Annotated in this window: 25 protein-coding genes; 15 read left to right on the top strand and 10 right to left on the bottom strand. The window is 35.5% G+C overall.

Going from position 1 to position 25386, the window contains the following annotated elements; translation table 11 throughout:
• Positions 1-13: 13 nt before the first annotated feature.
• The 10 genes from DMB68_RS06435 (at position 14) to DMB68_RS06390 (ending at position 9441) form a co-directional block, all read left to right on the top strand.
• Positions 14-451 (top strand): 3-hydroxyacyl-ACP dehydratase FabZ family protein, encoded by a 438-nt coding sequence (locus tag DMB68_RS06435; RefSeq protein WP_110345795.1) that lies wholly within the window; start codon positions 14-16, stop codon positions 449-451.
• Positions 448-1722: a beta-ketoacyl-[acyl-carrier-protein] synthase family protein gene (locus DMB68_RS06430; protein ID WP_110345794.1), complete on the top strand. Its 1275-nt coding sequence runs from the start codon at positions 448-450 to the stop codon at positions 1720-1722. The genes DMB68_RS06435 and DMB68_RS06430 overlap by 4 nt, the downstream gene beginning before the upstream one ends.
• A gap of 1 nt (position 1723) precedes the next feature.
• Positions 1724-1978 (top strand): acyl carrier protein, encoded by a 255-nt coding sequence (locus DMB68_RS06425; protein WP_110346376.1) that lies wholly within the window; start codon positions 1724-1726, stop codon positions 1976-1978.
• Positions 1975-2469: a 4'-phosphopantetheinyl transferase family protein gene (locus tag DMB68_RS06420; RefSeq protein WP_110345793.1), complete on the top strand. Its 495-nt coding sequence runs from the start codon at positions 1975-1977 to the stop codon at positions 2467-2469. Before DMB68_RS06425 ends, DMB68_RS06420 begins: the two co-directional genes overlap by 4 nt.
• Positions 2470-2566: 97 nt before the next feature.
• A complete protein-coding gene (locus DMB68_RS06415) occupies positions 2567-2869 on the top strand; it encodes an ArsR/SmtB family transcription factor (RefSeq protein WP_110345792.1) in 303 nt (100 codons plus the stop codon).
• A 62-nt stretch (positions 2870-2931) separates the two neighbouring features.
• On the top strand, positions 2932-3873 hold the full coding sequence (locus DMB68_RS06410) for a proline dehydrogenase family protein (protein ID WP_110345791.1): 942 nt from the start codon (positions 2932-2934) through the stop codon (positions 3871-3873).
• 242 nt (positions 3874-4115) lie between these two features.
• Complete coding sequence (locus DMB68_RS06405; RefSeq protein WP_110345790.1) at positions 4116-5810, top strand: PAS domain-containing sensor histidine kinase; 1695 nt, start codon at positions 4116-4118, stop codon at positions 5808-5810.
• Between the two features lie 9 nt (positions 5811-5819).
• Positions 5820-6260, top strand: a complete 441-nt coding sequence (locus tag DMB68_RS06400) for a response regulator (protein ID WP_110345789.1) — start codon at positions 5820-5822, stop codon at positions 6258-6260.
• Between the two features lie 35 nt (positions 6261-6295).
• Positions 6296-7627: a hybrid sensor histidine kinase/response regulator gene (locus DMB68_RS06395; RefSeq protein WP_110345788.1), complete on the top strand. Its 1332-nt coding sequence runs from the start codon at positions 6296-6298 to the stop codon at positions 7625-7627.
• A 239-nt stretch (positions 7628-7866) separates the two neighbouring features.
• Entirely contained in the window at positions 7867-9441 is a 1575-nt protein-coding gene (locus DMB68_RS06390; RefSeq protein WP_110345787.1) for a Na+/H+ antiporter, read from the top strand.
• Between the two features lie 56 nt (positions 9442-9497).
• Here DMB68_RS06390 and DMB68_RS06385 read toward each other — a convergent pair whose 3' ends face one another.
• From DMB68_RS06385 to DMB68_RS06365, 5 genes are read right to left on the bottom strand one after another with little or no spacing between them, the layout of a single operon-like run.
• A complete protein-coding gene (locus DMB68_RS06385) occupies positions 9498-10094 on the bottom strand; it encodes a nucleotidyltransferase family protein (protein ID WP_124019394.1) in 597 nt (198 codons plus the stop codon).
• 17 nt (positions 10095-10111) lie between these two features.
• Positions 10112-11119, bottom strand: coding sequence for an XdhC family protein (locus DMB68_RS06380; RefSeq protein WP_110345785.1), 1008 nt, complete (start codon positions 11117-11119; stop codon positions 10112-10114).
• A 58-nt stretch (positions 11120-11177) separates the two neighbouring features.
• The gene (locus DMB68_RS06375) at positions 11178-13340 is read right to left on the bottom strand and encodes a xanthine dehydrogenase family protein molybdopterin-binding subunit (RefSeq protein ID WP_110345784.1); all 2163 of its coding nucleotides are present in this window, start codon (positions 13338-13340) and stop codon (positions 11178-11180) included.
• A 26-nt stretch (positions 13341-13366) separates the two neighbouring features.
• On the bottom strand, positions 13367-13981 hold the full coding sequence (locus DMB68_RS06370) for a hypothetical protein (protein WP_110345783.1): 615 nt from the start codon (positions 13979-13981) through the stop codon (positions 13367-13369).
• A gap of 25 nt (positions 13982-14006) precedes the next feature.
• Complete coding sequence (locus DMB68_RS06365) at positions 14007-14474, bottom strand: (2Fe-2S)-binding protein (protein WP_110345782.1); 468 nt, start codon at positions 14472-14474, stop codon at positions 14007-14009.
• A 573-nt stretch (positions 14475-15047) separates the two neighbouring features.
• Here DMB68_RS06365 and abc-f point away from each other — a divergent pair.
• The 3 genes from abc-f to DMB68_RS06350 all read left to right on the top strand — a co-directional run bounded on the left by abc-f (position 15048) and on the right by DMB68_RS06350 (position 18356).
• Positions 15048-16637 (top strand): ribosomal protection-like ABC-F family protein, encoded by a 1590-nt coding sequence (abc-f, locus tag DMB68_RS06360; protein ID WP_110345781.1) that lies wholly within the window; start codon positions 15048-15050, stop codon positions 16635-16637.
• Between the two features lie 140 nt (positions 16638-16777).
• A complete protein-coding gene (locus DMB68_RS06355) occupies positions 16778-17365 on the top strand; it encodes a TetR/AcrR family transcriptional regulator (RefSeq protein ID WP_110345780.1) in 588 nt (195 codons plus the stop codon).
• A gap of 178 nt (positions 17366-17543) precedes the next feature.
• Positions 17544-18356 (top strand): SDR family NAD(P)-dependent oxidoreductase, encoded by an 813-nt coding sequence (locus DMB68_RS06350; RefSeq protein ID WP_110345779.1) that lies wholly within the window; start codon positions 17544-17546, stop codon positions 18354-18356.
• 255 nt (positions 18357-18611) lie between these two features.
• Here the strand turns inward: DMB68_RS06350 and DMB68_RS06345 are convergent, their stop codons facing one another.
• The 5 genes from DMB68_RS06345 to DMB68_RS06325 are packed head-to-tail and all read right to left on the bottom strand — an operon-like array spanning position 18612 to position 22894.
• Positions 18612-20237 carry a sensor histidine kinase gene (locus DMB68_RS06345; RefSeq protein WP_110345778.1) on the bottom strand — a complete coding sequence of 542 codons (1626 nt, stop codon included), beginning with the start codon at positions 20235-20237 and terminating at the stop codon, positions 18612-18614.
• Positions 20238-20240: 3 nt separating this feature from the next.
• Positions 20241-21254, bottom strand: coding sequence for a SpoIIE family protein phosphatase (locus DMB68_RS06340; protein WP_110345777.1), 1014 nt, complete (start codon positions 21252-21254; stop codon positions 20241-20243).
• Complete coding sequence (locus DMB68_RS06335; protein ID WP_110345776.1) at positions 21247-21663, bottom strand: anti-sigma regulatory factor; 417 nt, start codon at positions 21661-21663, stop codon at positions 21247-21249. The genes DMB68_RS06340 and DMB68_RS06335 overlap by 8 nt, the downstream gene beginning before the upstream one ends.
• Complete coding sequence (locus tag DMB68_RS06330; protein ID WP_110345775.1) at positions 21641-22042, bottom strand: STAS domain-containing protein; 402 nt, start codon at positions 22040-22042, stop codon at positions 21641-21643. Before DMB68_RS06330 ends, DMB68_RS06335 begins: the two co-directional genes overlap by 23 nt.
• Before the next feature lie 12 nt (positions 22043-22054).
• Complete coding sequence (locus DMB68_RS06325; protein ID WP_110345774.1) at positions 22055-22894, bottom strand: STAS domain-containing protein; 840 nt, start codon at positions 22892-22894, stop codon at positions 22055-22057.
• Between the two features lie 261 nt (positions 22895-23155).
• On the opposite strand from DMB68_RS06325, the gene DMB68_RS23335 reads away from it, so the two are divergent.
• On the top strand, positions 23156-23350 hold the full coding sequence (locus DMB68_RS23335; RefSeq protein ID WP_165830100.1) for a hypothetical protein: 195 nt from the start codon (positions 23156-23158) through the stop codon (positions 23348-23350).
• 352 nt (positions 23351-23702) lie between these two features.
• A complete protein-coding gene (gene kaiC / locus DMB68_RS06315) occupies positions 23703-25379 on the top strand; it encodes a circadian clock protein KaiC (RefSeq protein WP_110345773.1) in 1677 nt (558 codons plus the stop codon).
• Positions 25380-25386: the final 7 nt, after the last annotated feature.

The following is a 25386-nucleotide window of genomic DNA, read 5'->3' as shown; positions in this document are numbered from 1 at the left end:
TAAAAACAAAAATATGAACCTGAACGAAATTATAGAAAAATTACCTTATACCGAACCTTTTTTGTTTGTAGATGAACTGCTTCATGTAGATGAAAACAGTATTTCAGGAACTTATACTTTTAAAGAAGACCTTAATTTTTATAAAGGTCACTTTAAAGGAAACCCTGTAACGCCAGGTGTAATTTTAACCGAAACCATGGCTCAGATAGGTATGGTTTGTCTTGGAATCTATCTATTAGGTGATGCCTTTAAAAAAGAAACAGTTATAGCTTTTACCTCTGCGGATATGCAGTTTTTAAAAGCGGTTTATCCTAATGAAAAAATTACGGTAACGGCCCAAAAAACATTTTTCAGGTTTGGAAAATTAAAATGTGAAGCGGTAATGAAAAATGAAGCCGGACTGGAAGTTTGTAAAGGGATTTTAGCAGGAATGATAACCACAAAATTATGAGTAAACGGGTTGTAATAACAGGTCTTGGTGTAGCCGCTCCTAACGGGGTTGGAATTCCTGCGTTTACAAATGCCATAAAAAATGGTATTTCAGGAATAAGGCACGATGCGCAATTGCAGGAACTTCAATTTTCCTGTCAGATTGCAGGTAAACCTGAAATTACTGATGAACTCAAATCACAATATTTTACCGATCTTGAACTGCGCGGGTTTAATAGTACCGGTATTTTATATGGCGTTATTGCAGGTATGGAAGCATGGAAAAATGCGGGATTACCAGTAGAAATTAATGACGAACCGGATTGGGACAGCGGAACTGTTTTTGGATCCGGAACTTCCGGAATTGATAAATTTCGCGAAAGCATTTATAAAATAGACGAATTGCAAACCCGTAAATTAGGAAGTACTGTTGTTGCTCAGACTATGAACAGCGGTATAAGTGCTTATCTTGGAGGTAAACTCGGTTTAGGGAATCAGGTGACGACAAATTCATCAGCCTGTTCAACTGGAACTGAAGCTATTATTATGGCTTATGACCGAATAAAATCAGGACAGGCAAAACGTATATTAGCAGGAAGCACAGGAGATAGCGGTCCGTATATTTGGGCAGGGTTTGATGCGCTTCGGGTATGTAGTTCAAAATACAATGATAATCCTGAACTTGGTTCCCGCCCTATGAGTGCAACTGCTGCCGGATTCGTTCCAGGAAGCGGTGCCGGAGCTTTACTTATTGAAGATCTGGATACTGCTTTAGAACGTGGCGCGAATATTTATGCCGAAATTTTAGGCGGAAATGTAAACTCCGGAGGTCAACGCGGAACCGGAAGTATGACTGCCCCTAACAGCACTGCAGTACAGCGATGTATTACGGATGCAATAAAGAATTCCGGGATTTCATCAGAAGAAATTGATGCTGTAAACGGTCACCTAACCGCTACAACAAAAGACAGTCTTGAGATAGAAAACTGGACAAAAGCATTAAACAGAAACGGAAATAATTTTCCATATATAAATTCGTTAAAAAGCATGACTGGTCATTGCCTTAGTGCTGCCGGAAGTATTGAAAGTGTGGCAGCAGTATTACAGCTTTATGAAGGCTTTTTATTTGGAAATACAAACTGCGAAGATCTTCATCCGGAAATTACGACACTTATTGATTCTTCAAAAGTGCTTTTTAAAACATTCAATACCGATTTGAATATTATTGCTAAAGCCAGCTTTGGTTTTGGTGATGTAAATGCCTGTGTATTATTTAAAAAATATAAAAATTAATATGAATAAAGAAGAACTTATTGCAAAATTAAAAGTCATTATCAAGCCTTATACGTCAAATACTGAAGCACATGATAATCTTACCGAGAATACCGATTTTATAAAGGATCTTGAAATCAATTCTGCTAATCTTGTGGATATAGTACTGGATATCGAAGAGAATTTTGATATAGTCATTGATAATACGGATATGGAAAGAATGCTGGATGTGAAAACAGCAGTCGAAATAATAGAAACCAAACTTGCTGAAAAATGATCGGAAATGACGTGGTAGATATATTACAATCACGTCAGGAAAGTAATTGGCGGCGTAAAGGTTTTCTGGAAAAACTGTTCACTGTTGAAGAACAGCTTTTTATAAAACAGAGTTCGAATCCTGAAGTTTTGGTATGGTTGTTCTGGAGCATGAAAGAATCAGCCTATAAAATCTACAACCGACAGACAAAACAAAGAGAATACATTCCCAAAAAACTCATTTGTAAAATTGTTTCAAGTAACAGCTATATTACAGGTGAGGTAATTTGTGGCGAAAATATTTATTATACCAAAACCACTATTTTAGATGATAGCATACATACTATAGCGGTTAATAATTTAAGTGATTTAAACAGTGTAGTTGAAATTGAAAAGACCGGAATTTTTAAAGATGAGTATGGAATTCCTTATTTAAGTGATTATGCTAAAATAACTAAAGATGTGTCAGTTAGTAATCATGGAAGATTTGAAAAAATAGTAACTTTCATTTAAAAACCTTCAGCCATTTATTTTTATTTTGATGAAATGAATTTAAAAAAAATGCTAAAACATATCTATATATCTCGATATGTAATTGTATATTTGTAAAATGGATATTGTAGAAATAAACAAGGTTTTATCAAATCAGATACGAATAGATATACTCAACTGGCTCAAAAAACCGGAAGATAACTTTCCGAAACAAATCTACGTTCCGGATTTTAGTGACGGAGTCTGTGTATGTCATATTCAGGATAAATCGGGTTTGTCGCAATCGACTGTTTCGCATTATTTAAATATGATGCAAAAAGTAGATCTTTTAATTGCTACCCGACACGGAAAATGGACTTATTACAGAAGAAACGAAAGCGAAATCTTAAAATACATCCAAACATTGTCAAATGAACTCTGATTTGCATTTTGCTAAAACCTCTTACTATTTTAACTGTTTTCATTTTAAATAATAAATAAAACATGGAAAAAGATTTACTACTTATTGGTGCTAACGCTTTAAGAAAAGCGGCTATGAATGAACTGGCAAAACAATACATTCTTTCAAATGAAATTCTTTTTAAAACAATCAAAAAAGCCGCAGACAGATATATTGGGGGTGAAACGCTTGAAGAAACAATTACTAAAGTTAAAGACCAAAACAAGCAAGGACTAAAAACTTCAATTGAATTCATGGGTGAAAATGTGCTGACTGAAAGCGAAGCTGTTGAAGCTGCAAATGAATTTATCAGAATAGCACAGGAAATCACTTCTCAAAAACTAAATTCCACTTTTTCTCTTGATCTATCACATATTGGTTTATCTATATCGAGGGATTTATGTTTGAATAATTTAGCTTCAATATGTCAGGAAGCTGAGAAAAATAATATTGAGGTAACAATTAGTGCTGAAAATGTTGAAATTACAGATGCCATTATTGACATATACAAAACGGCTTCTAAAACATATAAAAATGTATCTATTACGCTTCAGGCTTACTTACACAGATCAAAAGATGATTTTGAGGATTTAATTCAGGAAAATGGAAGAATCAGAATTGTAAAAGGGGCATTTGAAACTCCAAAACATCTTTCAATTCCAAGAGGCAAAGAGCTTGACGAAAGATATTTATATTATATAGACCAACTACTGTCCAGAAATCACAGATGCTCTATTGCTACGCACCATGACTTAATTCAGAAAGAGGTTGTTTCGATGCTTCAGAATTATAAAACCAATAAGGATTTATATGAATTTGAAAGTTTGTACGGAATTCAGACTGAACAGTTGATAAAACTAAAAGAACAAGGTTATCCAACAAAATTGTACTTTGTATACGGAAAAGAATGGTATTTATACTTGTGCAACAGAATTGCCGAATATCCTTTGAATTTATTTCAGGCATTAAATGATATCGTTAGTTAATATCACTAAACAATCTGATTAATTGTTTTTAAATTAAGAAGAAATAAAATATAGTAATTATGATTTCTTCATAATCATAATAGTGCGAATAAGTAAGTGTTAAACCAATTAATAACACTATATTCGTTCGGAATCCTAATATTGTTAAATCAATTTAGGCAATCGTTCTAATAATTACTAAAATATAGGTGCTTTTCCAGCAAATTACTGCCATTATTTTTCTAAATATACCTTCGTTTTATATGAAAATTAAAGAAAAAAATGTATGTAAGGAAACTAACCTTTCCTCAGTAGAAACTCAGCTCACTGAAAAAGAAAATTTCAATTCCGAAATTCTTCTGGTAAATAACCCGTCTGCAATTAAGAATAATGAAATTCAAACAGCAGAAATCCAAAGCCTCAAACAGCAGCTAAAAGCTAAAGAACAACAAATAAGCAATCATGCTAATGCCATTAATACTTCAAATGCATCAATTGAGTTCGATCTTGAAGGCAATATCTTAAATGCTAATAAAAATTTTCTTGATATTATGGGGTACAATGAGATGGATTTGATTGGAAAACATCATCACATTTTAGTTGACACTTCATATTCAGAATCTACTGCCTATCAATTGTTTTGGGATAATTTAAGAAAAGGTATCTATCAAAAAGATGAATTTATACGTGTATCCAAAAGTGGTAAATTCATATGGCTTTTTGGGACCTATAATCCAATTTTGGATGTCTCAGGCAAACCCTTCAAAATTTTAAAAATAGCTACAGATATTACGCTTGCAAAAACACAATTTTTGCAGTTGGCAGTACAGGCACAGGAAAAAGAAAAACGGGCATCTGAGTTAATTGTCGCTAATAAAGAACTGGCCTTTCAGAATAAAGAAAAAGAAAAACGTGCTGCGGAATTAGTTATAGCCAATAAAGAATTAAAATTTCAGAATGAGCAAAAAGAAAAACGTGCAGCTGAATTAATTATAGCCAACAAAGAACTTAAATTTCAAAATGAACAAAAAGAACAAAGGGCAAAGGAACTAATTATAGCCAATAAAGAATTAGCCTTTCAGAGTAAAGAAAAAGAAAAACGTGCTGCCGAATTAATTATCGCAAATAAAAAATTGGCTGCTGAAAACATTCTAAAAGAAAAAAGAAAAATTGAGAAGCAACAACGAGCCGCCGAGTTAATAGTTAAGAATCGGGAATTGGCTTATCAGGAAAAACGAAGTACGGAACTGACTTTAGCTAATGATGAATTAAAAAAGGCCCAGGAAGAACTTGAATCATTCTCCTACTCTGTATCTCATGATCTGCGTGCCCCAATTCGGGCAATCAATGGATATGCTCAAATTCTGACAGAAGATTATACATACTCAATTGATGATGATGGAAAAACAATACTTCAGGCAATCATACGAAATTCAAACAAAATGGGAGTCCTTATAGATGATTTACTTGCTTTCAGTAAATTAGGACGTAAACAAGTATCTTCTGCGAATATTAATATGGAAGCATTAATACAGGGAGTCATCAACGAAGTAATTATCGAAAAGGACGAAAATATTCCAATATTTGAAATTGAGGAGCTTGCTCAGGCAAATGGTGATGCATCATTAATCAAACAAGTTTGGGTTAATTTAATTTCGAATGCGATAAAATACTCAAAATATAAATCTGAAACCCGAATTAAAATCACTTCCACATCCCAAAACGATAAAATAATCTATAGTATAAAAGACTGGGGTTCAGGATTTGATATGGCTTATTACGATAAGTTGTTTGGCGTTTTCCAGCGTCTGCATTCTCAGGAAGAATTTGCGGGAACGGGTATTGGTTTGGCTATTGTACAAAAAATAGTAAACCGTCATTACGGAACAGTGTGGGCAGAATCAACATTAGATGCAGGTGCAAAATTTTATTTCAGCCTGCCGAATATTAACAATTAAATATAAAAAATGAATTACGACGATATTGAAATTTTATTTGCAGAAGACAGTATGGAAGATGCTATGCTTACCATTAGGGCATTAAACAAAAGCGGCTTTACAAATAAACTTTTACATGTAAAAGATGGAGCTGAAGCTCTTGATTTTATATACTGCCGGGGAATTTATTCAGACAGAAATCCAAAATCACATCCAAAACTTATTCTTTTAGATTTAAAAATGCCAAAGATGTCCGGAATACAAGTACTTGAAAAAGTTAAAAGTGATGATGAACTCAAGTCGATTCCAGTGGTTATACTTACCTCTTCACAGGAAGATCCGGATATAGAAAAATGTTACAGTCTTGGCGCTAATAGCTATATAGTGAAACCAGTTGACAGTAATAATTTTTTCAATTCTATAAAAGAAATAGGAATGTATTGGATGATCCTTAGTCAACCAGCTCTGTAGGATTTTAAATAAATAATTATTTTAATATTAAAGTTATGGTACCATATCAAATAAAAAAAGATATTAAAATATTGATATTAGAAGACAATACTGCTGATGCGGATTTATTAGTTCGTCATTTAATAAAATCAGGGTTATCTTTTGTTTCAAAAATAGTTGAATCAAAAAAAATATTTGAAGAATCTCTTGATAATTTTTTACCGGATATTATTTTGTCAGACTACTCCCTACCCTCATTTGATGCCGTTTCCGCATTTAAAATAATAAAAGACAGAAATCTTAACATACCTTTTATAATAATTTCCGGCACAATTGGCGAAGAAAATGCAGTAATGCTTATCAAAGAAGGAGTAACAGATTATGTTTCTAAAAACAATTTTTCATCCTTACTGCAAAAAATAAGTCGTGCAATGAAAGAAGCCGAAGAACTGCATGAAAAAGAAGATTTGCTCGAAAAATTAAAAATACAAACTAAAGCACTGCTAACAGCAAATCAGGAGCTGGAATTTCAAAATGCTGAAAAAGAAAAAAGAGCCATTGAACTGTTAAATGCAAATAAAGAATTGCTTGCGTTTAATTTTATATCAAGTCATGATCTTCAGGAACCACTCCGGAAAATTCAGGTTTTCATTTCAATTATTATGGAAAAAGAAATGAAAACCATGACTGAAGCCGGAAAGAATAATTTGAAACGTATACATGTTGCAGCGACAAGAATGAGACAGCTTATTGAAGACTTAATGAATTTTTCAAGAGTCAGTGCTATTGATCACCAATATGAAGTGAGCGATTTACAGGATATTATTGAAGATGTAAAATCAGAACTTATAGATACAATTATTCAAAAAAAAGCCATTTTTAAAATAAATGAATTAGTAGCTGTAAACATAATACCTTTTCAATTTCGCCAACTTATTTACAACCTAATAAGCAATTCATTAAAATTCTCCACTCCTGATGTTCCACCAAATATTACCATACAATCCGTTATACTTAAAAATGATGAATTTAGACTGCTAAATCTACCAAACAGTCCGCAAATATGTGATTATTGGAATCTTAGCTTTACAGATAATGGAATTGGTTTTGATGCCCAATACAATCAAAATATCTTCGTGATATTTCAAAGACTCCATCACACTGAAGAATATTCCGGAACAGGAATTGGTCTGGCAATAGTAAAGAAGATTGTAGAGAACCACAATGGAATTATAGTTGCTGAAGGTATTCTAAACAAAGGAGTTGCGTTTAATATCTATATTCCTATCCCTGAAAATTCTAAGAAAAGTATTGCTGATTTAAAACACAAAAAAGAAAAACCAATTGTAACCAAGAATAAGCATCAAAACGCATTTAGAATAATTTGATGTAATGAAATTTTCAATCTGCTTATTTGATTGACGACAAATGTGGTAGAAGTTTTCTTATGGTCAATTAATAACTACTTTGTTTGTATTTCTTCAAATGATTTTAATCAAAAGAGTAGCAGACGAACTTCTAATAGCACTTTCTGTCAAAATTGATTAATTTTGCTAAAGAATGTTTTTTTTTTTTTGATGATAAATCAATAATTCATTAAATTTCCTCTCATAAACTAAAAAAGAAAATGCTTGAAAATTTCCCTTTTTATTTAGGCATATTAATCATTATTTTATTGCTGATTATGTTGGCAAATAAAATTAAAGTGGCCTACCCTGTCTTATTGGTATTAGCCGGATTGGTAATTAGTTTTATTCCCGGTGTGCCTGTTATAAACATCGAACCTGAACTGATATTCTTTATTTTTTTACCACCGTTATTATATGAAGCCGCCTGGACTGTTTCCTGGAAAGAAATGTGGAGATGGAGGAGAATTATTACAAGTTTTGCTTTTGTAGTTGTATTTCTGTCTGCACTTTCAGTTGCTTTAGTTGCCAATTATATTATTCCGGGATTTTCATTGGCATTAGGTTTTGTTTTGGGCGGAATTGTATCTCCTCCAGATGCTGTTAGTGCTGGAGCAATCTTGAAATTCGTTAAAGTGCCAAAAGCTATTTCATCTATTTTAGAAGGAGAAAGTTTATTGAATGATGCCTCATCCCTGATAATTTTTAGATTCGCTATGATTGCTGTGGCAACGGAACAATTTATATTTTCTAAAGCTGCTGCCAATTTTAGCTGGATGATTATTGGCGGCGTATCAATTGGTCTGTTGATTGGATGGCTTTTTATGAAGGCTCATAAATATTTGCCTACTGATGCTAATGTTGATATCGTTTTATCTTTACTTACACCTTACATCATATATCTGGCAGCTGAAGAAGTACATTCTTCGGGTGTTTTAGCGGTTGTAAGCGGAGGTTTGCTTTTGTCTAATAACAGGCACCATTTTCTTAGCAGTAAATCCCGTCTGCAAGGCTTAAATGTTTGGGAAAGTTTCTGCTTTATACTAAACGGATTCGTTTTTATGCTCATCGGATTAGATTTGCCTCAAATTACCAAAGGTCTTGAAGAAGTCAGCCTTCCATCAGCAATTGGTTATGGTGTTGTGATAACACTGGTTTTGATTGTGAGTCGGATGCTTTCCTCATATGGGGCTGTCGTTGTAACATTAATAGCACGCAACTTTATTACTGTTGCTGATAGAAGGAATCCAGGTATAAAAACCCCATTTATACTGGGATGGACCGGAATGAGAGGTGTTGTTTCCCTGGCAGCTGCGTTATCAATACCCGTTTACCTGAACAACGGAAATGGTTTTCCGCAACGAAACCTTATTTTGTTTATCACTTTTATTGTCATTCTTTTGACTTTGTTGATTCAGGGTTTAACATTACCTTATTTTATTAAAAAAATTAAGCTTACTGATATCTACGATCCAATACCGCGTGATGAAGCTTATAATCAGTTAAGACAAGAATTAGCGCAATATGCTATACATTATTTAAAAACTAATTATAACGATCAGGTAGAAAATCATGCTCAGTTGCAGCATCTTATTCTGAAATGGGAACAACACAGCAATGGAATTGATGATGAATCCATTGGCACCGATCTTAAAGTTATTTATCTTGATTTATTGCACAAGCAAAGACAATGGCTGGTAAATAGAAACAAAGAGGACCAAACTTTAGACGAATCAATTATTAGAAGACAGATGCATTATTTAGATATTGAAGAAGAGAAATTGCGATATATTTAGAAGTCTAATACTTTTTACGTTTGTTTAAAATTAACGCTTTAAGTCTTTCAATTGTGTCACTTAGTTTTATGGGATAATGCAATATACGACTCCAACGTGTCTATATCGGTTATGTCATCATGAGTTACAACTTCCCTGATCTGATTTTTATTGCTGTTGATGATTTGTTTAGCTCCTTCATCATTGGATAATAATATAAGTTCTGAAAAGAATTTTCTTGGAAACAGAACAGGAACTCCCCTGTAATCATCTTTTCGGGTTATAATAATGGCTTCTTTCTCTTTATTATAAAGTTCTATTATTGCATTTAAATGAGAATGACTAATAAAAGGCTGATCTGCCAATACAAACAAAACAGCATCGATATCCTGATATTTTTCATCTATTACTGCAGTTGCCAACGCTATAGAACTACCCAGTCCCTTTTGCCAGTTTTTATTAACAAGTATAATGGTTTGTGACAAGTCTATTTTTTCCTGAATTTCATTTCTGTACGCACCCAAAACTACGAAAATTTCATCTGCAGCAGCAGAAAAAGCATTTTCAATTACACTGCCTAATAACGTCGAATCTCTCCAGGGAAGTAACTGCTTGGATTCTCCCATTCTTTTGGCATTGCCTGCCGCTAATATTACTATGGCAATTTGATTCACTACTTTCCTGTTGTAATTTACGAATGAATAGCATTAACTTTATACTTTAGGGATATTGGCTCCTCTTTTCGCACTACTGAAAGTATTTCGGCAATAATACTAATTGCGATTTCCTGAGGGGTTTCTGCTCCAATGCTAATACCTGATGGTCCATGAATAACATCAATCAGTTCTTCATTATAAGTATCAGCGTATTCAAAAAATTCGTTTAATAATTGATTTCTTCTCTTAACCGGGCCAAGAAGTCCAAGATATGCAGGATTTTTATTTTTTAATCCGATAAGAAACTTTAAATCGGTTGAATAACTATGTGTCATTAAAATAACTGCCGTTTCGCTGTCAATGGAAAGTGAGCCAATTTCTTCAGGCAGCAAATGTAAAACCTGGTTTGCTCCCGGAAAATTAGCTATTGTCTTGGGATCTTTTACGGATGCTACAATTGTAACTTCCCAGCCTGTTAAAAAGGCGAAATGACCTAACTGAACAGCATCATGTTCTGACCCTATAATAATTAAATGAAAACGGGGTTTCAATATTTGTGTGTAAACAGGCAAGGTTTTATCTAATTGGATATTGGAAAAAGCAAAGTTTCTTCCTTCGAAATGAAATTCGGAACCCATACCTGGCTGAATTCCCTCAGTTTTGGTATAAAAAGATTCAATTTTCAGAGTTTGTCTCTTCTTTACAACAGTCTCAAAAGCATTCAGAGCAGCTATGTCTGGAGAAAAAGGTTCCAAAAGAATATAAAGGACACCTTCGCATCCGAGCCGGTACCTTCCATCATAAACCATCATCTTTGTTTTATTATTTAAAAACACAGACTGGGATTGTTTGAGGATTTCATTTTCAACACAGCCTCCGCTTACAGCCCCAACCATTGTATTGTTTTCAAAAATCAGCATACGAACGCCCGGTCTTCTGTAAGAGGAACCTTCAATGGCGACAACTGTTGCCATGACAGCTTTAAGACCGACTTTCTGAGCTAAAATGTACGATTCTTTTAATTTTAATAATTCGTGCATCATCGTTTAATCATCTTTTGAAATAATTTTTCGCTAAGCATGTGGATGTTTACTGGTTTGATTAAACAGTTCCAAGACTAAAAGGTAAAGTTCTGATTCGTTTTCCTGTCAAGTCAAATATAGCATTGGTTAGTGCCGGCGCAAAAGGCGGCAGTGCGGGTTCACCCACTCCTCCTGCATCTTCTTCATTCTCTATGATGTGTACTTCTATCGAAGGAATTTCATTAATACGGGGCATCGGATAATCATAAAAATTATGCTGTTCAACAATGTTGTTCTTAAATGTAATTTGATGTGTTGTTGCAGCGCCTAACCCCATAATAATAGAACCTTCAATCTGTGCCTCAATTATATCCGGATTTACATACCAGCCACAATCCATGACAGCCCAGACTTTATCAATTTTAACTCCGCCATCCGGATTTTTAGAAACTTTTACAACCTGCCCTACCGTTGAGTTGAAACATTCTGTAATAGCCACGCCATATCCTTCATTTTTCCCACGTTTTTTCCAGCCGGAAACTTCTTCCATTTTATCAATTACTTTTTGGCAGCGCTCTTCCTTTAAATGTTCACGACGGAATTCTAAAGGATCTTTTCCTGCTTCGTGCGCCATTTCATCAATAAAGCTTTCATATGCAAATCCGTTTGTAGAAGCGTAAACTGATCTCCAGAAACTCGTAGGAATAGTAGTTTCAAAAAGAACATCTGAAAAGCTTACGTTTTTGACACTTTCATAGTATGGTTTTAAAAATCCTTCACTGGTGCTTCCATTGGGTTTATCCTTTGGGGCTCCGCTCCAGTGACCATTATTTTGACCCGCCATTCTGAATTTTAATGCATCCATTTTTCCATTAGAAATAGTTCCTTCACATCGATAGGAAATTCCCGGGCGAAATGGCCCTAAAGTAGCGTCATCCTCACGTGTCCAGACAACCTGAACGGGTCCGCCTAATTCTTTTGAAACTGCTACAGCCTCATACGGATAATCATTCATGGCTTTGCGTCCAAAACCACCACCAAGAAAAGTCATATTAACAATAACTTTTTCTTTGTCTATTTTAAATTGTTTACTAACATAATCCTGAACCCATCCCGGAGCTTGTATAGGGCCCCAGATTTCAATCGAATCTCCCTTGTGATGTGCAATACAATTTACAGGCTCCATCGCAACGTGTGACTGATAGGGAGTTTGATAAACAACGTCTAATTTCTTATCTGTTTTGGATAATACTTCGGTTGGATTTCCCTGCGTTTTGAGTATCATGCCTTCTTCTGTTTTGAGAAGATTATTCTGGGTTTCGAATATCTCCGGCGTGCTCCAGTGTTTGAAACCACTGCTATCCCACTCTACTTTTAATTGTTTTCTGCCCTCAAGGGCCGCCCAGGTTGAATCTGCAACTACAGCAACACCTTCGCGCATATATTCATAATATCCCATTTTAACTTTAAAAACCTTCTTTACTCCTGGAATTTTTAAAGCACCGGCTGCATCAAAACTTTTGACTTTTCCAAGATAACGAGGATCGCGCTCTACCGAGGCAACTAACATTCCGGGGATTCTCTTGTCAAGTCCAAAAATTAATTCACCATTGGTTTTAAGCGGTGTATCAATTCTTTTGAGCGGTTTTCTAATTAGTTTGTATTCAGAGATTTTCTTTAATTTTGGTTCTTTTGGGGCTTCCAGTTTTGAAGCTGCTTCAGCAAGTTTACCATAATGTAATTTTTTTCCTGATGGTTTGTGAATTACCTGTCCCGATTCTGCATAGCAGTCAGTAATGGGAGCATTCCATTTTGTCGCTGCAGCTGAAATAAGCATTTCACGGGCGCTCGCACTTAATTTTAGCAGTTTTTTATAAGCGGAACGAATCGTTGAGCTTCCCCCCGTAATTTGTCCGCCATATTTTTTTTCGTTACCAATGGCAAAAATTACGTTGATATCTTTCATGTCAACTTCAAGTTCTTCAGCTACAATTTGCGGTACCGACTGAAAAGAGCCCTGCCCCATTTCTGCCCTGTGGTTTACAATGGTTACTTTTCCAGAAGGATTGATAATAATCCAGGGACATAATTCGATTTCTGAGTCGCTTAGTTCAGAAGGACGAACCAGTACTGGTGAGCCATTTGCAGGAAAGTAAATACCAAGACACAAAGCAGCACCTCCTAATCCGGTAAGTTTCAGGAAATTTCGTCTTGTATTATCTATGTTGTTATTTTGAGTCATTGGATAATCATTAAATTAAGATAATGTTATTTTGCAGGAGCATAAGCACCCGTTTTCAGCCATGTAATCCATGCTTTTTTAAATTGAGCATGAGTTAAAGGCGGGGCGGTTCTTCCTTTTCCCATGTTCCAGCCTGCTTTAACCAGGCCGTCATCTGCATGCGCTATAAGTTGTTGCAGGTCTTTATGGCCGTTAAGTTTTGGGTTTACCAATTGTTTGGCTAATTCGTGAGCAGTTTTTCCCTCAAATACCATTTTCATATCAGCAGGCGGTAAATGCCATTCGGGGTTTCCTGGCGGTGTATGCAGTCCGGGGCTGTTTGATGGCTGATGGCAATTAGCACATTTCATAGCATAAACACCTTTCCCGTCTTTGCCTCGTTTAGGCTGCATGCTGTGTACAACACTGTTATCGCCCTGAAGCGGAATATCTCCTTTTGGATGACAATTAACACAACGCGGACTCATCAATACTTTATAAACCTGTTTAAATGCCGCAACAGATGCTACACTATCTTTTTTTATCGGAGTAATAGTAACATATTCTTTTTCCGTTGTCTGATGAAACGAAACGGCAAATGCGAGTCCAATACCTGAGAAAAGTACCAGAGCTATGAATGTAAATTTAATTTTTGTTGACATAGTTTTTTATTTGCTGCTTTATCTGTCAGATTTTGTTTTTCTTTTGTATTTCTGAAGCCAGATGTATGGCTTTACGAATTCGCGGATAAGTACCACATCTGCAGATATTTCCGGCCATGGCATTGTCTATATCCTGATCTGTCGGATTTGTGTTTTCCCGAAGAAGTACTGCTGCAGACATGATTTGTCCTGAATGACAATATCCGCATTGGGGAACGTCGATTTCCTGCCATGCTTTTTGGGCCGGATGATCGTTGTTTTCAGATAATCCTTCTATAGTGACTACATTTTTACCTTTTGCACGGCTCATTTTTGTAACACAGGATCGAACTGCTTCCCCATCCAGATGAACTACACAGGCTCCACATTGTGCGACGCCGCAGCCGAATTTTGTTCCGGTAAGCCCCAAAGTATCACGGATTGCCCAAAGAAGTGGCATTTCCGGACTTACATCAAGATTTTCGGTTTTGCCGTTTACAGTTAGTTGTATCATATTAAAGTCTGATTTTTTAGATTAAATAGCCATCCGGTTTTTAAGCCGAAATTTCGGCTTCCTAATTTACAAAAAAATTACAGGCCACTAAAATGCGGATTGTTATTTGATATCGTTCTAAAAAGCATCTTAGAAACTGTTTCGTAACAATAATGAAACGCACATTATTTAATATGTAATAATAATGTAACTAAAATTAATAAAGGTATAACTAATTGTTTTTCATTGGCTTTAGATTTGTAAAGTGAAATTTAAATAAGCAACTATGAATATTTCAAATCATAAAGCTAACGTCGAAGTAAGTGCCAGAACATCTTCGAAAAAAAGTGATACCAGATCAACTTCTTCAAGGACTAATGAAAAATCTAGCATAGAAACGAGAAAATCAGTATTGATGAAAAAATAATTTTCTCAGGCTTCATTTTTTGATTTTGGCATAATATGAAAACATTCCTATATTTGTACTTTCAAAAAAAATACTCCGTAAATGTGAATAAATAATTTCTTTCAGATATAAAGACAGCAAGCCAGACTTTGGTTTTTGCTATTTTATTAATGCTTAAGAAAGGGATTATGCTTATTCTGCAAAACATTTCATATACACATTCTAATAAAGAATTGTTGTTTAGCGACATCAATTTAACTATAAATACCGGAAACAAAATAGCCTTAGTTGGTCATAACGGTTCCGGAAAATCTACATTGCTAAAAATTATTGCAAAAGAATTATTTCCGTCAGGCGGAATGCTCGAAATCGATACTCAGCCCTATTATATTCCACAGATTTTTGGGCAATACAATAATTTGACAATCTCAGAAGCTTTACAGATTGATGTAAAACTTACTGCACTGCATGAAATTCTGGAAGGTAACGTCAATGAAACAAACCTGAATCTGCTCAATGACGACTGGACTATTGAGGAACGCTGCAATGAAGCCTTGAAATATTGGGGTTTAAATGATTTAAAATTAACTCAAAAGCTGGAATCTTTAAGTGGCGGTGAAAAAACAAAAGTTTTTCTGGCTGGCATCCTGATTCATCAGCCAAAGCTTATATTGCTCGATGAACCAAGCAATCATTTGGATGTTCAGGGAAGAAAATTATTATATGACTTTATAAAAGCTTCGTCAGGTACACTACTCATTGTAAGTCACGACCGAAAACTATTAAATTTACTTCCTGTTACCTGTGAATTAAATTCAGGCGGAATCAAAACGTACGGAGGTAATTATGATTTTTACCGGGAACAAAAGAATATTGAAAGAGAGGCATTAGCACAAGATATTCATTCGAAGGAAAAATTGCTTCAAAAAGCCAAAGAAAAACAACGGGAAACCTTAGAAAGACAGCAAAAGTCTGATGCAAAAGGAAAAAAGAAGCAGGAAAAAGCCGGAGTCGCCCGTATCATGATGAATACTTTGAAGAATAAGGCCGAAAACAGTACTTCAAAAACAAAAAGCGTACACGCTGAAAAAATTGGCGGTATCTCACAGGAATTGCGTGAATTGCGTAACGAAGTTTCAAGTCTGGAGAAAATGAAATTTGGCCTGAGCGATTCCAAATTGTACAAAGGAAAAATTCTTGTGACAGCCGAATCAATTAACTATAATCATAATGAAGTATCGCTTTGGAAGACTGATGTTAACTTTCAGATTATAAGTGGAGAAAGAATTGCTGTAAAAGGAAATAACGGCTCCGGAAAAACGACTTTTATAAAACTAATTTTAGAAGAGTTAAAACCAAAAAAAGGAAGACTTAAAATAACGGATTGCGAAATGATTTATATTGATCAGGATTATTCATTGCTCAATAATGACATAACGGTTTACCAACAAGCGCAGCAAAGCAACAACTCAGGTTTAGAAGAGCACGATATAAAGATGAGGCTGAATCGGTTTTTGTTTACCCAGTCTCATTGGGATAAGCCTTGCCGTTATTTAAGCGGTGGGGAAAGAATGCGTTTAATGCTTTGCGGTTTAACAATAACCAATGAAGCTCCTGATATTATTATTTTAGATGAACCAACTAATAATCTTGATTTACAAAATATACAAATACTTACTAACGCTTTAAATGAGTATCAGGGTACATTAATTGTGGTTTCTCATGATGAAACTTTTCTTGAACAAATTGCTGTAAATCGCAGTATTCATATGGGTTAAGTTCATATTTGGGTATTGAAATTCCATTCATATTAAAAAATATATTCTTAAAAAAATCTTAACAAATGCAAATATATGACCAATCGGTCATATATTTGCATTATAATTCTTTTAGAATATTAAACTAAAGAATAGTTACCATGGCAAAGGGGGAAGAAACCAGACAATTCATCATAGAAAAAGCAGCACCTATTTTTAATACAAAAGGGATAGCAGCAACGGCCATGAGTGATATTATGGAAGCTACCAAATTGTCAAAAGGCAGCATGTATGTTCATTTCGAAAATAAAGAAGTTCTCGCTTTTGCTGCGGTTGATTATAATATGAAAATGTTGGGAGACAAACTGGTTTCTGAAATCAGTAAAGGCAAAACAGCAAAAGAAGAATTGTTTGCTTATATTGATTTCTTTAGTAATGCCGTGAATCCGCCTTTAACTGGCGGGTGTCCGTTATTGAATTTCGGAACCGAAGCTGACGACACCAACCCTATTGTAAAAGAGAAAATTAATAAAGGCTGTAACGATAATCAACAATTGTTGACCAGCATCGTCAACAAAGGAATTGCCAACGGAGAATTTAAGCCAAACTGGAATGCTGAAGAATTTGCGCTAATCATGTTTGCCATGATGGAAGGTGGTCATCTCATTTCAAGAATGTCAGGCAAAAACGATAAAATGAAAATCATTGCTAAAACCCTCAAAAATATAATAGCCGAAAACAGCCTCTAATTTTTTTTGTCAAAAAAATGACCGATTGGTCATTTTTAAATTGAAATAACAATAGCAAAAATCAATATCAATACTTAGAAAAAACAATAAAATCATAAAAAGAATCGTAAAACTAACTCATAATTCATAACCCATTTACAATTTACAACTCATCATTAACAATTAACAATTAGAAAACATGTCAAAAACAATTTTAATTTCAGGGGCATCAAAAGGATTTGGAAAAGCCTGGACAGAAGCATTTTTAGAAAAAGGTTATCAGGTTGCTGCAACAGCCCGAAATATCGATTCCCTAACCGACTTAAAAGCAAAATACGGCGATGCCATTTTGCCTTTGAAACTCGATGTAAACAATCGTGAGGAATCGTTTGCCGTAGTAGAAAAAGTAAGACAGCATTTCGGGAAAATTGATATACTGATCAACAATGCGGGTTATGCCCTCCATGGTGCTGTAGAAGAAGCCAGCGAACAGGAAGCCAGAGCACAATTCGAAACCAATTTCTTTGGAACGCTTTGGTTAACACAAGCCGTCCTGCCAATTATGAGAAATCAACAAAGTGGTCACATTATTCAGGTTTCCTCTATTTTGGGTATTGCTACTTTACCAATCGTGGGACTTTACAATGCATCTAAATTTGCCGTTGAAGGTCTTACTGAAACACTGGCTTCAGAAGTAAAACAATTCGGAATCAATGTTACATTGGTGGAGCCAAACGGATATGTTACTGATATTTGGGGTAACGGATTCAATAGCGAAAGCATCGACGCTTATGACGGACTCAAAAAAGCCATTGCAGAAGGGCATGATCCTGATACCTTTGGAAAAACAAGTGCTACGGTTCCGGCTATCATTAAACTAGTCGAAGCTGAGAATCCTCCTCTACGTCTATTCTTAGGAAAAGTTGCTTTGCCATTTGCCAAACAAAACTATGAACAAAAATTAGCCACCTGGGAAGAATGGGCTGACGTTTCTGTAGCCGCTCACGGATAATTTCCCTTACTTGAGTTGATGAACGAGATTGCTTCTTTAATGAAGTGGTCTCGTTTTTTGTTTAGAAGCTATTCCTTTTGTACACTAGATCTTTTGCACCTCCCGATAGCTATCGGGACGGACACAAAAGGATGTCGTTTCCAGAGCTAAAGATTTTAGATTCCATAAAAGAGCTTTGTATATATGTAACACCTTCAGAGAAGATAATTGCTGCTTCTTAAAACAAAAAGACAATCCATATAGATTGTCTTTTTGTTATTGCTGCTTTGGTAGGTAAATCCAAAAAGTAGTTCCTTTTCCGGGTTGACTGGTAAAATCAATACTGCCGTTATGATTTTCTATGATTCGGCGGCATAAAGCCAGTCCGATTCCATTTCCTCCATATTGATCTCTTTCATGCAGGCGCTGGAACATATCAAAGATCCGTCCTGAATATTGACTGTCCATCCCGATTCCATTATCAGAGACGGAGATCAGATGATAGTTGCCTGACAACGCAAGCTCATTCTTTTCATCGGGCAAATTCGTTGCAGAAATGGTTACAATTGGATCTGCAGAGGTGAATTTCAATGCATTATTAACCAGGTTATAAAGCAACTGGCGAAGCTGTGTATGCAATCCTGAAACTATCGGAAGTTCATTGACATGAATCACTGCGCTTTTTTCTTCGATTACCATGCTAAGATCACCCAGAATTTCAGACATTACTTCATTAAGATCAACCTCTTCAAATTGCTGTTTCTTAATGTCAACTCTCGAATAATTAAGCACATCTGTAATGAGATGCGATAATCGTCCGGCTGCTAAAGTAATTCGGTCAAAATAATATTCCTTTTTCTGATCTTCTGATAAATGCTGACCTGCCCGTGAAAGCATAATCATAATTTTTCGCAGTGGTTCCTGCAAATCGTGGCTGGCAATATAGGCAAACTGCTCCAGTTCTTTATTTTTAAACAATAGTTTTGAATTGGCACTTTCGAGTTCACGCTGAATTATTTTTAATTCGGAGTTGTCCTTAAGTGTCTCCACCACCATTTTCTGTGCATTGATATCTACAAAATGAATAAGCCAGCTGTTAAAAGAACCGTCTTCTGATTTATTCGGAATAATGGAAACCAAATGCCATATGTAACTGCTATTGTCATATTTAATTCTGATTTCACCTAAGAAGTCAGACCGGTTTGACCTCGCTCTGCTCCAGCCTTCTAAAATTCTGTCAATATCTTCAGGATGAACAAAATTGCTCAGAGTTTTTCTGTCGAAATTCAATAAAGGAAACTGAAGATAGTTCTCTAATGACTCATTGGCAAGGATAACATTATTGCGTTCACCAATAACACAGATTAAAATCGGAATTGTATTGGCGAGCTGTCTGTACTTATTTTCACTTTCGACCAGTTTTTCTGAAAGCGCTATCAGTTCAATATTTTTCTTCCTGATTTCATCATATGGAGACAAAGGAGGCTCATATTTAAAATAATCAATCAGACCTTTAATCTTGGTTTCAGACATCAATCCAGGAGATAAAACCGGTTGGCTGATTCGGGTTGTTGACTGATTGTTATAAAAACTGTATTCAATATTTGCAGCAATTTTTGAGGCGTAATTAAAAGCTTCGGGACTGCAGTTTTTTAAATCTACAGCATCCGTTATGATTGCCACAATTTCTTTTTGCGTCGCTTTTATAATGTTGACACCCAAAACGAGCAATGAATTACTGCCTTTTGCGATGGAACATCTTGCCACTTCAGAAACAGCAGTAGAAAATCTTGTTTGAAAAGAAGATGGCATACCACACATTTCGGCAATTTTTATACACCGTTTATGGGCCATTATTAAGTCCATTTCATTGTCAAGATTTATTTTTATGATCTCTTTCATGGCTTATGTTATTTTAGCTGCCAGAATGGTTGCATCATCATTGCCTCTTATATTTTCTTTCAGTAAAGAAGCGGCAATTATACCGGGACTCTGCTTGAAAATAGAACTCATATCGTTCAGGTTCCATCTAGTACGCAGTCCATCGCTGTGCATGATGATGATTTGATGCTTTTTATACGGGAGAATGGTATTGTTTAAAGTACGCGGAATATTATGTCCTATGATGCCATTGTAAGGCGTGTAAGTCTTATTTTCGAGTCCGTTGTAAATACGGGTATTGATGTTTCCGATACCACACATATTCCATACTTCTAATTTATAGTCTACAACGATTATCGTGGCTACTAATCCTCTTGTTTTTTTTGTTTTGGTGTGTATATCTCTCAGTATCTCCGAAGGATCAGACTCTATCGATTGTTTAAAAGCCTTAATTCCTGTCTGCACTGCTTCATAAGCGTGTTCACCATGCCCAAGGCCATCACCAACAAATATCTGGAATCCGTTTTTTAGATACTTGATGTGATAACCATCACCACAAACTTTTTCTCCCGGATAATTAAGTGCAATAGCACTATATTTCAATTGATTTTTAATCTCAGGGAAGCACATATCAATTTTTTCGCAAATCCTGACATATTGAACACATCCCCAGTTTTTTATTGAATAAATCTGAAATTCATTGCTCAGTCTTTTAATTGAACCTAAACCATGACCAAGCGTATTGGAAGTAGAATAGCCATCATTCATAATTTTGGCTGCATTATCAAAACCTGCCCCATTGTCCAGGCAATAAATTTCGATTGCGTTTTGTTCTCCTAAAAGATGAGCTCTGTACAGCAGCTCACCATGTTTGGCAAATTTTATAAGGTTTGAAGTTAATTCGGAAACAATAATATCAGTCTCCGCTGCCCTGTGGGTACTAAAACCTAATTGAATTGCCATATTATGTATTTCTCTTTTTATAAACGGAATAAGGCTGCGGTCATCAATTTTATAACTAGAAAAAGTATTATCCATTTTTCCATTTTGTTATAGTAACTGTTGTACCGTTTCCTAATTCACTTTTAATGTCAAATTCATTGACCAGTCTTTTGGTTCCTGGTAATCCCAATCCTAAACTTTTTCCTGTGCTGTATCCGTCTTTCATTGCTAAAGTTATATCTGCTATTCCCGGGCCATTATCTATAAAGGTAACACGCACACCATTGTCACGTCCATTACTGACTGATTCAATGATTACCTTGCCTCCTCCACCGTATTTCAGGAGATTTCGAACAAGCTCGCTGGTTGCTGTAATCAATTTGGTCTGATTTAAAATACTCATACCAATTTTCACACCGTACTCTTTTACACGATTACGAAGCGGTACAACATCTTGTTCTTTTATAATAAGGGCTTCTTCTCTATTGTTCGTTATCGTCGTCATAATCCTGCTCTTCATTATCACTAGTGTGCATTTTTGAGCGTAGCAATTCCATACCCTTCTCTACATTCAGGGCACTTATGACTCCATTCAGGGACAGTCCTAATTCTACAAGTGTAATCGCAACTGCAGGCTGCATCCCTACAACAACAGTTTGCGCGTCCATTATTTTTGACATGACAGCAATGTTTCCTAAAATTCGTCCCATAAAGGAATCAATTATAGAAACGGCTGAAATATCAATCAGTACACCTTTTGAACTATATTTACTAATCGTATTAATTAAATCTGATTCCAAATTTTCTGCTAACTGATCATACAAATCTACTTGTATCGTAACCAGTAGAAAATCTCCCATCTTTAATATAGGAATTCTTTCCATATTTCTAAACTCTTATCCTATTACTTTTCTTTTAACTACCTGAAGCTGCAGCATATCGAATGCCGTTCGAAGTGCACTTGCTAATGATGCTTTTGTTAGGATTCCGGTAAGATCGATTCCTAAATGCACAACGGTTTGTGCGATTTCAGGACGAATACCGCTGATAATACATTCTGCTCCCATTAAACGGGTTGCACTTACTGTTTTTATTAAATGCTGTGCCACAAGTGAGTCAACAGCCGGAACGCCTGAAATATCCAGAATAGCAATTGAACTTCCTGTATCAACAATCTGTTGCAAAAGGTTTTCCATCACAATTTGTGTTCTTGAACTATCCAGAGTTCCAATAATCGGCAAGGCTACAATTCCATCCCAAACTGTAATTACCGGAGTTGAAATTTCGCTGATTTCATCTACCTGTCTTGAGATTATATCTTCTCTGCCTTTCATGTAGGCTTCAAACGTCATGATCGTCATATTGTCTAAAATTTCATTCAATTTCAGACTGGCATCATAAAATTCAGACGGATTTTTAATTATTTCCGAAAGAATCTGTGAAGCTGCTTGTTTAAAAGAGATAAGGTATTGTGCATTTTCCCTTGGAGAAAATCCGCGTTTTCCTCTCGAAGATGCGATTCCGACAATAAGATCTTCTACTTTTTCAAACTCTTCAGAGTTTTCATAACTAACATCAGATTTAGCTAATGCACTTGTAAACAGAGAAGCAAATTCCTTTGATTCTTCTTCTTCCATTGCTCCGTCACCCCCTCCTGTTTCCTGCAGAATTTGAGACCATATTGTTAATAATTTGTTTTCATGCTCCTTTAAGCCACTTAGTAAATTGTTCTGCATTTGGATTTTAAATTTGAGATTCCTAACAAATATAGAACATTAATTCGTAATTAAGGAAAAGAAGTATTAAATCAGAAATAAGGCTTAATAATACTGACGATATACATTATTCTAAATTTAAAATAATCATTAACTGTCTTACTTATTTACAGTTCTTACTTACATAAACCTGCTCACCGCTTTTACAAGATAAGCGAATCGTTACAGCGGATTTTTGGATATGCGAAATCTTTTTTGAGCGATTTCGGAAGGCAGTTTAAAATGGCTTCATTTATTTTTTTGAGCACTAATTTCTTCGAAAACGAATCTGAAACCACCAAACTGATTTCCCTTACCGGAAGAGGCTCTTTGAAAGGTTTAAATAGACCGGAAGCAGCTAAGTCGGGGCTGTTTAAGTATGCAGACTTTGGCAGCCCATGTAAAAGTGTTCTTCGTCTAAAGCTGCAATATATTTAATTGCTGAATCGTCATAATTATAGTCTTAATTTATCAAGATAAATAAATATCATTTTATTTAAGTTAATTGTAATTTCTGTCTGAGTTCAGTTTTTATACTATAATAAAATCATATTCTGTACTTTAATTGTAGCTTCCGGGAAAGCAAAAAGAATATTGAATGTATTACAAAGCAGTGATTTACATTTTCATAAAAACAAGGTTATATTACCAAATAATGTATATTAGGCCCGCTTAGGTATGTAAAAGCTAAAATTTGTTCATAATTTCTTTAAACGGGTGTTAAATCTTTAATAATTATTGATTGTCAATTCTGTAAGAAAACGTATATTTGAGTAAATACGATATTAGCATGGCATACAAAAAATCAAAAGTACAGCAATTTATATTCCCTAAAACTCCAACCGGAGTTGACGGACTGGACGAGATTACGAACGGAGGCTTTCCTAAAGGACGGCCTACCCTGATCTGTGGCGGTGCCGGCTGTGGAAAAACATTATTATCAATGCAATTCCTAATTAAGGGAATTACCGAACATAACGAAACCGGCGTTTTCATGTCTTTTGAAGAGCCATCGGATGATCTTACTTTAAATGTTAAGTCATTGGGCTTCGACATTGAAAAACTTAAAGCAGACAAAAAACTCGTAGTCGATCATGTTCGTGTCGAAAGGTCGGAAATTGAAGAAGCAGGAGAATATGACCTTGATGGCTTGTTCATCAGATTAGGTTATGCAATTGACTCCGTAAAAGCAACCAGAGTGGTTTTAGACACAATAGAATCTTTATTTGCAGGTTTAGATAATCAGGCAATTCTTCGCGCAGAACTGCGTCGTTTATTTCATTGGCTTAAAGCCAAAGGAGTAACTGCTATTATTACAGGAGAACGTGGTGAAGCCACACTTACCCGTCAGGGACTCGAAGAATATGTTTCAGACTGTGTTATTGTTCTGGATCATCGTGTTATAGAACAGGTTTCGACCAGAAGGCTCCGAATAGTAAAATACAGAGGTTCTACGCACGGTACCAATGAATATCCGTTTCTGATTGATGAAGATGGAATTTCAGTGCTTCCTATTACTTCTCTAAAACTCGATAATGAAGTGAGTTCTGAGGTGGTTTCTACAGGAGTTCCAGGGTTAAACGAAATGTTTGAGGGCGGCGGTTTTTATCGTGGCAGCAATATCTTAATATCCGGAACGGCAGGAACGGCAAAAACAACTGTAGCCTGTTATTTTGCCAATGAACAATGCGAAAAGAACGAAAAAACAATCTATTTTGCGTTTGAAGAATCGCCACAACAGCTGGTTCGAAATATGAGATCTATTGGCATTGACCTTCAAAAACATATTAAGAAAGGAACATTGCAAATTCATTCTTCCCGTCCTTCGTTAAACGGTCTGGAACTGCATCTGCTTACACTTAGAAAATTAATCAGGGAATTTGAGCCCACTACCATTATTATTGACCCAATAAGCAATCTGATAACGGTAGGAAGCGAACATGAAGTACGTTCGATGCTTGTAAGGCTTATCGATATGCTCAAGGCACACAATATTACGGCACTTTTTACGTCTTTAAATAAACAAACCGATAATTTCAGGCCGGATCTTGCGGAAGAATCTGTATCTTCATTAGTTGATACGTGGATTACGGTTCGTGATATGGAAGGCATTGGTGAAAGAAACCGCGGTATATTTATTATCAAAGCCAGAGGAATGGGACATTCCAATCAGGTTAGGGAATTTGTTATTACCAATAACGGGATAGAATTGCTGGATGTTGAATTAGGTCCGAATGGAATCCTTACAGGTGCTGCAAGACAGTCACACAAATTCAAGAAAACAATGTCTGATATTAAGCTTCAGAATGAAATTAACAGAAAAGACAGAGAAATTGAGCGTAAACGCAAAGTTTTGGAAGCTAATATTGAAGCTCTTAGAAATGAATTTGAATCGGCGCAAGAAGAATTAAGTATTCTGAAAGCTACAGAAGAATTACAGGAAAAACTGATTTCTAAGAAAAAATAGGAATACT

The organism is Flavobacterium hydrophilum, assembly GCF_003202405.1.
GTDB lineage: Bacteria > Bacteroidota > Bacteroidia > Flavobacteriales > Flavobacteriaceae > Flavobacterium > Flavobacterium hydrophilum.
This window is presented reverse-complemented; position numbering and strand designations above follow the sequence as displayed.